The following is a 12302-nucleotide window of genomic DNA, read 5'->3' on the forward strand; positions in this document are numbered from 1 at the left end:
TTCCAGTAGGGGCTGGTTCACCCTCATCTTTAATATCAGCAACAGATCCAGATCGACCCGCCCCGGTCGCTTACTTTAGCGGAAAAACTTGGTTTAACATGGAAGTAATATCTTGTCGGCTGATGATTGAGAGACTGGCCCGGGCGATCGCACCAAGCAGAAGTTGACAATCCGGCCAATTTCTAGCTAAATTTTAATTTAGGATGAGGGTTAAACCCAATGAGCAATTTTAACAGCCGCAAGTTAGAGGGAACGCCGAGTTGGATGCGTTTCGCACCCTACGCAGCCCTAGGCATTTTAATATTTTCTCTCAATTCAGGCAGCGAACTCAATTATTTCTTGAGAGGCTACTTGGTCATTCTAGAGGCTCAAGCCGGTATAGTTCTGCTGTATTTTGCGATGTCTAAGTTTCGCAAAAACCCAAATAAATGAGTAAAAATTAGTAAGATTACTTAGCTCGATCGTTCATGGTCGCGCATTCACAGTCTATTGCGGAAGTTTAAAAAAAATGGGGAAAGTAAAAATGGTAAAAGATAAAAACGTAGCAGTTGTGTTAGCTTTCTTTGTAGGCCCTTTGGGAATTCATAAATTTTATTTGGGCAATAACTTAGCAGGGGTATTATACTTGCTATTTTCTTGGACATTAATTCCGTTCGTGATCGCATTTTTCGATTTTCTCGGCCTGCTGCTGATGTCGGAACAAGCTTTTCAGGTTCAGTACAATGGCGGTACGTTGCCCTCTGGGTATGCCCTCAGATCGGCAAAAGATGTAACAGGGGCGATCGGCGAATTAAAAAAACTTTACGATATGGGCGCAATTACGGCAGAAGAATATGAAGAAAAACGCCAAAAATTGCTGCGAGAATTGTAATTAAGAAGGAAGAAGGAAGTTCGGCAACGGATTGTGTAACGGATGTAACGGATGTCAGGAAGAAGGAAGAAGAAAGCCCACTATTTAAAAAGTGGGAGTGAAATAAGTAAGTGTGAGATCGCAACTATTTAAGGATAAAATTAAAGTGTCTCAAGATTTATACTGGCTGCGTCAAACTCCAAACTGGGTGTGGTATGCTTTTATTCCCTACTTCGGCGGATTGGCGATCGCCTATGCAGGCCAAAAGTCAAATATTCGCAGTTGGATGGGATGGGGTGTTGCCATTACTTTAGCAGCACTAGCGGTATCTTCTTCAGTTAATTTGGGTACGATCGTGTGGATCGCTCAAATTGTCACTGCTTTTAGTTTGAAAAAGCGCTATCTCATCAAAACCGCACCCAGAGGTTTACTGGTTCCGGCAACTGCAACCAATGCCGAAGAACTGGCAAACGTGCGCGGCAAAATAGATATTAACGAGTGTACCAAAGACGATATGGTCAGAATCTTGGGTTTGCCGATCGTCTACGCCAACGATATTGAATCTTTGCAAAACGAAGGCTACATTTTTACCCACGCCGAAGAGTTATCAGAAATAGCCGGAGTTCCCGAAAGTCACGTCAGACGCATCGCCCCGATGATTTGCTTCAGCTACAATTATCAAAAAGAATTGCAGTTTACTTGGAAACGGTTAAATATTCTTTCGCCGGAAGAGTTAATCGCCAGCGGTTTAGATCGGGTTGTTGCCGAAAAAATAGTTAGAGAAAGGCAGAGAAAAGGCGCTTACAAATCAGTTGTCGAAGTCAAGCGGCGGACGGGACTGCCTTTTGATTCGTACCGCCATATTTGTTAATTGCCGTTGTTAGCACGAACAGGTTATGACAATAAAATTAGAAGTTGACCGACAAAAATTGTATGATACAGATTACCTGAGATGGATTGAAACCACTGTGGAAAAGTTGCGGGTTCGCGACTATTCAAACATCGACTGGGAAAATCTGATTGCAGAAATAGAAGACATGGGGCGAAGGTAACACCGGAGTTGAGAAAGTAATCTGGTGGTAATTCTCCTGGACTTGTTTAAGTGGCAATTTCAACCGGATCAAAGAAGTGGTAGCATCTCTAAAATCTAAAATCTAAAATCTAAAATCTAAAATCGATAGATGGATTGAAACCACTGTGGAAAAGTTGCGGGTTCGCGACTATTCAAACATCGACTGGGAAAATCTGATTGCATAAATAGAAGGCATATTGACTTTCTGCCGCCGGTTTGGCCCAGATGAGATGATTCAAGGGTAGCATGGAAAAAAACTCGATCGCCTCCTGGTAATTGACATTCAATGCACCTGCTAGCAAAAATCTCCCCCACCAGGCGGGCCCAGCAAAATTATTAAAAAAGTATTGATCCTCTTGACATTTACACAGAATAATGATATTAAAATGTATTGATGAAACCCGTACTTTTCCCTAGCATCAACTCCAAGACCGGGTAAGTTTTCAAGACGATGCCTTAAATATCAGTAAATATCAGTGGTATCCTATCAGAATTATTATTGAAACGCAGAACGACACAATAGTAGCAGTAACGCTAAAATCACACTTATGCCTGACTCTCCTCCATCTCAAATCTCCCCAGAAGCTGCACCGGAAAGTGCTGCTACCGAAAACCGCACTGCCAAAACTCGGCAACTCTTGGGCATGAAAGGGGCCGCTAGCGGGGAAACATCCATCTGGAAAATTCGCTTGCAACTGATGAAACCGATTACCTGGATTCCCTTAATTTGGGGCGTGGTGTGCGGGGCGGCGTCTTCTGGAAACTATGTTTGGAACCTAGAGAATTTCTCGATCGCAGCAGCTTGTATGTTGATGTCAGGGCCGTTGCTGGCCGGGTACACTCAAACTTTGAACGATTTTTACGATCGCGACATCGACGCCATTAACGAGCCCTACCGTCCGATTCCTTCCGGTATGATCTCGATTCCCCAAGTAGTCGCGCAAATTTTGGTATTATTAGCCGCTGGCATTGGGGTGGCTTATGCTCTAGACTTGTGGGCGGGTCATGAATTCCCGATCATGACTGTTTTGACTCTCGGCGGCGCGTTTCTAGCTTATATCTACTCTGCGCCCCCGCTGAAACTCAAGCAGAATGGCTGGTTGGGAAATTATGCCCTGGGTGCTAGCTACATTGCCCTGCCTTGGTGGGCTGGTCAAGCTTTGTTTGGTACACTAGATCCAACTATTATGATTTTGACCCTGTTTTACAGTTTGGCAGGGCTGGGGATTGCGATCGTCAATGATTTCAAAAGTGTCGAAGGCGATCGGCAATTAGGGTTAAAATCTTTGCCAGTGATGTTTGGCATCGGCACCGCAGCTTGGATTTGCGTGTTGATGATCGACATATTTCAAGCTGGGATTGCAGGCTACCTGATCAGTATCCACCAAAACCTTTACGCTGTGATTCTCCTGCTGCTGATAATTCCCCAAATCACTTTTCAGGATATGTACTTTTTGCGTAATCCCCTGGAAAATGATGTTAAATATCAGGCAAGTGCTCAGCCTTTCTTGGTTTTGGGTATGCTGGTAGCAGCCTTGGCGCTGGGTAATGCGAGTTAAGCAGAGTTTGGAGGTTTGAGTTGTGAGGTTTGAGTTAAAGAGTTTTTAATTCAAAAAATCTAATTCAATTAGAAAAAAAATACCAAACTCCGCAGCGTTAATAAAAGTTTTGAATTTTGAGTTTTGAATTAAAAAGTTTTGAATTCAAAAATAATTAATTCAAGGCAGCGTGTTATTCAAGAAAAAATGTCGAATTAAAAATTAAAAATTGAAGAAAGCTAGCTTTGTGAATTTTTAATTTTTAATCGGACTTGATGAGGTTTGAAGGTCTGAACGTGGCAGAATTTTTCTCAAATATCAAAGGTAAATTGAGCAAAGTCACTAACGCAATAAGCGGTAATTCCGATCGAGAACCGCCCAAGGCTGCGAAGGGTAATAAGCTCAACTCGCCCGAAACCGAGGCGGAATTTTTTACACGGACAACGGCGGCCGGATCGGAGTATGTGGTAGAAGAAGATCCTGCACCCCTAGAAGAGTCGGAAATAAATTGGGAATTAGACCCGGAGATTCAGAGGTATCAAATAGTTAAGCGCGATTGGGAAGGGTTGAAGCGCTTAATCGCTTGGTTGGAAATTGAACCTCAAGTTACCAGCTTGCAAACCAAGGGAAAAAAATTGTTGCGGCCGGGATTGAGTTTGCTGGAAACTAAATTATCCCAAAAATCGGATAGTAGCGAATTGTCGGAAAATAGCGCACCGCAGAACACCGAATTGCAGAGACATACGGAACTACAGGAAAATAGCGCACCGCCGGAAAATATCGCACCGCACGAAAATACTAAAAAACGGATACCTCGCGGCCCTAGATTTTGGATAGGTTTAGGTGTTGCCAGTATAGGCGGGGGCGCTTTAATCTACTGTTTATGGATTTTGTACACCTTAGACAAAGGTTTGCCGGATGTTAACGATTTGTCAGCTTTTAACCGCGACGGAACGCTGACAATTAAGGCGGCAGATAATACGATTTTGTTGCAGTCGGGGCCTGCAACTAGAGATAAACTGAAACTTAAAGAAATTCCCGAACTGTTGGTTAAAGCTTTTATTTCCATAGAAGACCGCCGTTTTTACAAACATCGCGGGGTGGATTATCAAGGTATTGTGCGATCGATTGTTTCTAATTTGATAGCTAGAGATTTAGTGCAGGGCGGCAGTACAATTACGCAACAATTGGCTCGCGTTGTTTTTCTAAATCAGGAAAGAAGTATTAGGCGGAAGGTTCGGGAAGCTCTTTTAGCTCAGAAAATTGAGCGAGAGTTGAATAAAGACCAAGTTTTAGAAAGATATTTAAATCTGGTTTATTTGGGTTCGGATGCCTACGGAGTGGCAGATGCAGCAGCGGTTTTCTTTAGCAAAACTGTCGATAAATTAACCTTGGCAGAGATGGCAACTTTGGCGGGTTTGCCGCCGGCACCAAGCGAATATTCGCCTTTGGTTAATCCGGATATGGCTAAGAAACGCCGCAATCTTGTGCTGCAAGAAATGCAGGAAGCTAAGGTAATTACAGAGGCTCAGGCGAAGGAGGCGATGGCGGAACCTATGGCGGTTAAACCAAGTGCGCCGAAGCGATTTAATGTAGTCGCGCCTTATTTTGCTAGTTACATTCGGAAAGAATTGCCGCGCTATGTTTCTCCGGATGCTTTGGAAGCTGGCGGTTTGACTGTCGAGACGACGGTGGATTTGAAGTGGCAGAAAATAGCGGAAAAGGTGGTTAAAAATGCGATCGAAGTTGATGGTCGCAGTCAGGGTTTTGAACAGGCGGCTTTAGTTTCTATGGACACTAAAACTGGGGAAGTTAAGGCCCTGGTGGGCGGCGGCAATTTTAAGGAAAGTCAGTTTAATCGCGCTACGCAGGCTTTGCGGCAGCCCGGATCGACGTTTAAAGGGTTGGTTTATGCCACAGCGATGGCGGCTGGTTTTTCTCCCTATGACGGTTACGAAGACGAACCAATTATTATCGACGGCTATCAACCGAATAATTATGGCAAAAAATTTAGCGGTTGGCGATCGATCTCTGATGCTTTGACGCGTTCGGTGAATGTCGTAGCTGTGAAGGTGTTGATGGATGTCGGGTTTGAACCGACAATAAAATTAGCCCACGATATGGGAATTAAGTCTAAATTGAGTCCGATTTATTCCCTGGCTTTGGGTTCTTCGGAGGTAAATTTGCTGGAGTTAACCAATGCTTACGGTACACTAGCATCGCAAGGTAATTTTATTGAAGCCCACGGCATTACTCGGGTGATTAATCAGCGGGGAAATGTGATTTATCAGGCTAATTTTAAACAGAAGCGGGTTTTGGATAAGGATAGTGCTGCGATTACTACTTGGATGTTGGAGGGCGTTGTGCAAGACGGTACGGGGGGGCCTGCTGCTTTAAACGATCGCGCTGTAGCGGGCAAAACTGGTACTTCGGAAAATGTCAGGGATTTGTGGTTTATTGGTTACATTCCACAGCTTGTGACTGGGATTTGGCTGGGGAATGATGACAATTATCCGACTTGGGGAACTAGCGGTACGGCGGCGTATAATTGGCGCGATTTTATGAGTCAAGCTGTTAAGGGAATGCCGGTTGAGAAGTTTCCGAAGTTGCCGGAGTTGGAGGGGCGCAAAGGCAGTATTAAGGCAAAACCGGTGGAGCCTAAGAGGATTATTCGGGGGATGATTGTGAATGAAGATGGTGCGATCGTACCTTACAATCCTAATCCTGAACCGAAGTATTACCCACCCCAAGAGCCTGCTTATCAAGAACCGGCTTATGAAGAGCCGGCCTATCAAGAGCCTGCTTATCAAGAGCCTGCTTATCAAGAGCCTGCTTATCAAGAACCGGGATATTAAACTATCGGTTTGGAGTAAGGACTTTACTCCTTTTTCAATTGCTTTAGCCTCACCATAAAAAAGCCGTCCATGTGATGTATGTGCGGCCACACTTTCACCCATCCTTCGGGTGATGGCTGTACTGGTAAATCAATTGTTGGCGGTTCGATTTGCCAGTTAGGATTGCTGTCTAAGAACGATCGAATAACTGTTTCATTTTCCAAGGGATGAATTGTGCAAGTTGCATACACTAATACGCCGCCGGACTTGACAAATGTGGCTGCATTTGCTAGCAATTCCGATTGCAGTTGAGATTGTTGTTGAATGTTTTCGGGCGTGTGGCGCCAGCGGGCGTCAGCGCGGCGGTGGAGGGTTCCGAGGCCAGAACAAGGTGCGTCTAGTAAAACTCTGTCTGCGAGGTTAACAAACTCTGGGAAATGGCGGCTGTCTCCGGTATGAATTTTAATCGATTTCATCTGGAGTCTGTCTGCATTTTCTTTAAGTTTTTTGAGTCTGCTGGCGATTTTGTCGCAGGCATAAATTGTGCCTTCATCCTGCATTAATTCGGCGCTGTGGGTGGTTTTTCCCCCCGGCGCGGCGCAGGCGTCGATGATGGTTTCCCCTGGCTGGGGTTCTAGTAAATGGGTGACTAATTGAGCGCTGCTGTCTTGGATTGTCCACCAACCTTCGCTGTATCCGGGGAGGTTTTGAATTGCGCCGATGCTGCCATTTAGTCTTAAAGCTTGTGGCAAGTTGGGGATTCTGCTAGTTGAGATGTTGTGGGTTTTGAAGGCAGCTTCGATTTGGGCGATCGAGCTTTTTAAGGGATTGATTCTCAGGTCAATCGTGGGGGATTGGTTGAACCATTCACAGAGTTGTTCGGTTTCGGTTTCGCCTATTTGTTCGAGCCACATTTTTACCAGCCATTCGGGGAAGCTGTGCAAAATTCCTAGGCGTTCAACGGTTGATTTATAGTTAGTAACTGTTAATGGGTTTAAGTCGTTATCTGTTAAACGAATGTATTGGCGCAACAAACCGTTGACAAAACTGCTAAGTCCTGAAAATCCGTTTTCTTTTGCTAGTTGAACGGTGGTGTTGACGGCGGCGGAGGGGGGAATCTGGTTGAGATATTCAAGTTGATATAAGCCTAAATGTAAGATGGTGCGAAGTTCGGGCGGTTGTTGGGAGGATTTCTTTGTTGCTAGTTTGTCGATGATGAAGTCGATCGATCGCATTCTCCTGACGCTACCGTAAACTAATTCTGTCACTAAACGCCGATCGAGGTCGTTGAGTTGAGAATTGCCGAAAGCGCGATCGAGTGCGGCATCTGCGAATGCACCGCGGCGGTGGACTTCGCGGAGTGCGAGAAAAGCTATTTGGCGGGGATTTTGCATGGAAAATTGTTGATATGTCAAGTTATTATAGGTGATTCAAATACCCGGTGGTTGAAACCGCATCTACACAGACAAAACCGGCCTTCGCTGGTTGAATAAACCTGGCGGTTGAAACCGCCAGGGACCTCTAAAATTTTCAAATTTCCTCTGGATTTATGCCCATTTCTCGCAATTTTTCTGATAGGCGATCTGCTTTTTGTTGCGCTTGTTCCATTTGTCTTGACAACTCCACATAAGACAAAAACTTTAGTCCGTCGGGACGATAAATTTCTAAATCTCCCGATGCAGTTTCAAAACGGATTTCCAAACGCGGACTTACCCAACCCTCCATTGATTCAATATAGTTGAGTTCTCCGTCACTTCGCAGCCAACCTATTAACTCATTATCCTCTGGATCGTAGACATAATATTCTTCTACTCCACAATTTTCATAGAACTTAAACAGCTTAAACATTTCTCCCAGTCTATTTCCCGGCGAGATGATTTCAAAGACAACTTGCGGCGCAATATTATCTTCAAGCCACTGTTTGTAGGAACCTCTGTCACCTTTGGGTCTGCCAAAGACTACCATAGTATCAGGTGCTTGGCGAGTTTTGTTATCTCCTTCGACGGGATACCACAGCAAATCACCTGCTACAAAGACATTTTCGTTGTCTTTGAATAAGGCATCTATTCCGCCTTGAATTTTTACTATTAATTGGAACTGTTTGGTATTGTCAGACATGGGTTTTCCGTCGCTGTCTGGGTAGATGATTTCTGGCAAAGTTTGAGTGGGAATTGTTGTTGTCATGGGGATGACTCCATTGCTAGTAGCATCAATTTCTATTCTATATCTATTTTATAGGACTTACGCATGGGGCCCAGAAACCGGGTTTTTTTACGAAATTACTTCGTTTGTACTCGAAGATTAGGTAAAAAACCCGGTTTCTTTGTGGGAGTGCGTAACTCCTGTTTTACTTATTCGGGTTTGGTTGACACCAATGGTTCTAATAAATTGCGTTCTTCTATGGGAAGTTCTAGCAAAACTCGTCTGTCGCCCTTTGTTTCCTTATAGCGGACAGCCGCATCCAGCAGGCGGATGGGAATTTGGAATTCTTCGTATTTGCTTGTTTGTTCTTGCCACAATTCTAACCAAGTGCGTGCGGCTTTGTCGCTTACCATTTCTGACATTAGCGCGGGGATGTTTTGCACAACTCCCTGTCCTAAAATTGAAAGAGATTTGTGTTTTTCATGAACGGCTATCAGGCTGGTGATGCGAGTTTGAGATATCGCTATATCGTGCGTGTTAATGAACAGGTTGCGGATAATTAAATCGGCATCTACTGCATAAGCTTCATCGCCTGGTTCAAGGCGTTGGAATGCGTCGTCTAAGGCGGCGATGCCTTCATCCCAGCGATTCAATCCGAGAATGGCAATGGCGCGATTGAAGAAGACATATGAATATCGATCGCCAAGTTCGATCGCCCGATCGTAAGATACTAATGCTTCATCATAGCGTTTGAGGCTCTTGAGTACAATGGCTCGTAAAACCCAAACATCCCGATCATTTTCGTCAAGTTCGATCGCCCTATCGTAAGATTCTAAAACTTCATCGTAGCAATTGAGGTGGGTGAGTACAATGCCTCGTAAAACCCAAAAATGCAGATTATTTTCGTCAAGCTCGATCGCCATATCGTAAGATTCTAAAGCTTCATCGTAGCGTTGGAGGTTGTAGAGCACATAGCCTCGCTTAGCCCAAGCCGACTGATTATTAGCATCAAGTTTGATCGCCCTATCGTAAGATTCTAAAGCTTCTTCATAGCGTTTGAGGTCGTTGAGTACATTGCCTCGGTTAGCCCAAGCCAACTGATTATTAGCATCAAGTTCTATCTCCCTATCGTAAGATACTAAAGCTTCATTGTAGCGTTTGAGGTTGTAGAGCACATAGCCTCGTAAAGGCCCAGCCCACTGATTATTAGCATCAAGTTCGATCACCCTATCGTAAGATGCTAATGCTTCATCATAGCGTTTGAGGTGGTAGAGTACACTCCCTCGATTAGTCCAAGCCCACGGATAATTGGTATCAAGTTTGATAGCCCTATCGTAGGATACTAAGGCTTCTTCATAGCGTTTGATTTTGTTGAGTACATAGCCTCGCTTAGCCCAAGCAAACTGATTATTAGCATCAAGTTGGAGCACCCTATCGAAAGATACTAAAGCTTCTTCATAGCGTTCGAGATTATTGAGTACATCGGCTCGCATATACCAAGCTAACTTATCGTTTGGGTCAAGTTCGAGCGCCCGATCGTAAGATGCTAAAGCTTCTTCATAGCGTTTGAGATTGTAGAGGACATTGCCTCCTACAACCCAAATCTCCTGATAATTGGCACCAAGTTTGATCGCTCGATCTAAAGATACTAAAGCTTCGTCATAGCGTTTGAGGTTATCGAGTACATAGCTTCGTAAAGCCCAAACAGATTGATAATTGGCATTAAGTTCGATCGCCCGATCTAAAGATACTAAAGCTTCATCGTAGCGATCGAGGCTATTTAAACAGCGTCCCTTTTGTACCCAATCCTTTGCCTCACCCCGACTTGCTACCAATTTTTCCGCATATGCTAAAGCCGAAACATAGTCTTTCAGTTCAATACAATATTCAATTTCATCAAAATAAGCCTTCAGACGCGGGTCTTCCTCATTTCTCTCAATAGCCTCAAGCGCCCGCGTATAATATTCTCGTTCCATCACAGCATCAGGTGGAATCGGTTTCAAACCTTGCCGATACATAAAATGACTTTCTTTCTCCGCCAAATCAACATCCGCCATCCTCAATCCCAATCGCTGCTGCAATTCTTTCCGCGTATACCAAACCCGAATAAAATCCACAATTAATCGAATCGGTTGATTTCGCTGCTTCTTTACCTCCAGACAAAAACGCATCAACGGTTCCCGCAATTCATACCACGATTCCCGTCCAATTTCTTCTGTTTTCACATAACCCTTATCTCGCAAATCTTTAAGTTGGCTAGATACAGTTCGCTGCTCAATAAAACAGCGTTTAGCAATTTGTTTTACTGGTGCGGCACCACCTCGATCGCACAAAAAGTCAACTATCTTTCGCTGCTGATTTGATAGATATTTCATCCGATCCTGATAGTAGGGCGTGAGGCTATCCAGCATTTCCATAAACGGTTCTACCAATTTATCGAGCGATTCAGGAGTCATCAGAAAAGCCGAAAAAACAATATAGACGCGAGGACTGCCACCAGAAAGGTAATGCACAACTTTAATGCGGTCGCGCCCTGTGGGAGTTTGAATAAAAGATGCTAAATCATTATTTCCTTCTAACGTGGCAATATGATTTAATAAAGCTACAGCATCATCGAGCTTAAACTCATCTAATTCATGTAAATCAAAAAAACCATAAAAAGGATTATTAGAGAGCTTGACTCCATCAAACAAGCTTTGTGATGTTGCCAAAATTGTCATAAATGAATAATTTTGAATATACGCCCTCAACTGCTTCTGCCCGAAATCCCCCAAGCCGCTAAACACGTCCTCTAAATTTTCGACAATCAACAACAGCACCCGCTTGCCAACAAAGTCTCTCAGCAATTCTGCGGCCTTAAGTTCAGCTTGCTCCGGCGACAAATCATAAAGTTTTTCAACATCATCATGTAACTCAGCTTCATATTCTGCCTCATATTCTTTAGCAATTGCCCGGAATACTCCCCGCAATAAATCCAAAAAAGACGCAATCCCCCATTCCTCTTCCTGCAGCCACGCAATTAGCAATTTATCCTGCAAATCTTCCATCTTAGCTACGCGATGATAAATCAGGGAAACCAAGTGCGTTTTGCCAATGCCGCGGGGCCCTATTAGTAGTTGAAAATGCTTGTTATCTGTTAGCGCGCTCACCCGAATTAGCTCTACTAAATGTTCTGCCAGTGCGTGACGCTGTACTAAGATAGCTTCCAAGGTTTCTGGTGACATCAAGCTAGGAGAAAATCGAGAGATAAATGTATTTTTCATAATATCTATTGGGTTTAACTGGTTCCCCGGCTGTGCCTGGGAACCGATATCTAGAGAATCTGCCTCGTCGGTTGCGGAGGAAAACAGGAGGCACAGCCTCCGGATCGGCGTCCCCAGGCAGAGCCGGGAAGGAGAAAATGCTTGTTAGACAAGGCTTTTAGAATTTATACGTCTAATTTACCATAGGTTTAAATAAATATACGTCAAATTTGTTGTATATTTTTTAAAGCAGTGTTAGACTGCCCTTAACAAGCAAACAAGCGCCCCTAGCTGTTACTAGAGGCGCTTTCGATCGCTTGTTTTTTTCAGAGCGACTGGGTGCAACCAGAAACGCTCGTCAAGTTCCCATTTTTACGGTCTTTGTAAAGACCAAGGAGTTTATATGTCTGATTTTAGCACCAAGCAAGTCATTCTGGTTTCTACGGCTGCAACTGATTCGGCAACACCGCCTGAAACTGGAGGTTTCATGCCTTTACTGATGTACGGAGGAGTTGCAGTAGCCGTGATTATTGCAATGGCTTACTTTTCCCAAACTTTGCTCAACTCAATTACTCAGTTGACCAAAACCCTGAACAAAAAACACAAATAATCACTGGTTCCCTG

General features: G+C 44.1%; 10 protein-coding genes and 1 pseudogene. 8 read left to right on the top strand and 3 right to left on the bottom strand.

The annotated features are described in order from the left end of the window. Window positions 1-219: 219 nt before the first annotated feature. The 7 genes and pseudogenes from QUA13_RS05885 (at window position 220) to QUA13_RS05915 (ending at window position 6315) form a co-directional block, all read left to right on the top strand. Complete coding sequence (locus QUA13_RS05885; RefSeq protein WP_172188922.1) at window positions 220-432, top strand: hypothetical protein; 213 nt, start codon at window positions 220-222, stop codon at window positions 430-432. Window positions 433-523: 91 nt separating this feature from the next. Then, complete coding sequence (locus QUA13_RS05890) at window positions 524-871, top strand: NINE protein (protein WP_333197347.1); 348 nt, start codon at window positions 524-526, stop codon at window positions 869-871. 145 nt (window positions 872-1016) lie between these two features. Further along, complete coding sequence (locus QUA13_RS05895; protein ID WP_333190809.1) at window positions 1017-1721, top strand: helix-hairpin-helix domain-containing protein; 705 nt, start codon at window positions 1017-1019, stop codon at window positions 1719-1721. Window positions 1722-1746: 25 nt separating this feature from the next. Next, window positions 1747-1986, top strand: a pseudogene (locus QUA13_RS05900) (DUF29 domain-containing protein); the annotation flags it as partial. 49 nt (window positions 1987-2035) lie between these two features. Continuing rightward, a complete protein-coding gene (locus QUA13_RS05905; protein WP_333197394.1) occupies window positions 2036-2107 on the top strand; it encodes a hypothetical protein in 72 nt (23 codons plus the stop codon). A gap of 363 nt (window positions 2108-2470) precedes the next feature. After that, the gene (gene chlG / locus QUA13_RS05910) at window positions 2471-3481 is read left to right on the top strand and encodes a chlorophyll synthase ChlG (RefSeq protein WP_333197349.1); all 1011 of its coding nucleotides are present in this window, start codon (window positions 2471-2473) and stop codon (window positions 3479-3481) included. A 254-nt stretch (window positions 3482-3735) separates the two neighbouring features. After that, entirely contained in the window at window positions 3736-6315 is a 2580-nt protein-coding gene (locus QUA13_RS05915) for a PBP1A family penicillin-binding protein (RefSeq protein ID WP_333197351.1), read from the top strand. Window positions 6316-6338: 23 nt separating this feature from the next. Here QUA13_RS05915 and QUA13_RS05920 read toward each other — a convergent pair whose 3' ends face one another. The 3 genes from QUA13_RS05920 to QUA13_RS05930 form a co-directional block, all read right to left on the bottom strand. Continuing rightward, complete coding sequence (locus QUA13_RS05920; RefSeq protein ID WP_333197353.1) at window positions 6339-7688, bottom strand: 16S rRNA (cytosine(967)-C(5))-methyltransferase; 1350 nt, start codon at window positions 7686-7688, stop codon at window positions 6339-6341. A 136-nt stretch (window positions 7689-7824) separates the two neighbouring features. Further along, window positions 7825-8478, bottom strand: coding sequence for a Uma2 family endonuclease (locus QUA13_RS05925; protein WP_333197355.1), 654 nt, complete (start codon window positions 8476-8478; stop codon window positions 7825-7827). 167 nt (window positions 8479-8645) lie between these two features. Continuing rightward, window positions 8646-11699 (bottom strand): tetratricopeptide repeat protein, encoded by a 3054-nt coding sequence (locus tag QUA13_RS05930; protein WP_333197356.1) that lies wholly within the window; start codon window positions 11697-11699, stop codon window positions 8646-8648. A 382-nt stretch (window positions 11700-12081) separates the two neighbouring features. Between QUA13_RS05930 and QUA13_RS05935 the strand changes: the two genes are divergently transcribed. After that, a complete protein-coding gene (locus QUA13_RS05935; protein WP_333197358.1) occupies window positions 12082-12288 on the top strand; it encodes a hypothetical protein in 207 nt (68 codons plus the stop codon). The last annotated feature ends 14 nt before the right edge of the window (window positions 12289-12302 follow it).

The organism is Microcoleus sp. S28C3, assembly GCF_036700785.1.
In the GTDB taxonomy this organism is placed as follows: Bacteria; Cyanobacteriota; Cyanobacteriia; order Cyanobacteriales; family Microcoleaceae; genus Microcoleus; species Microcoleus asticus.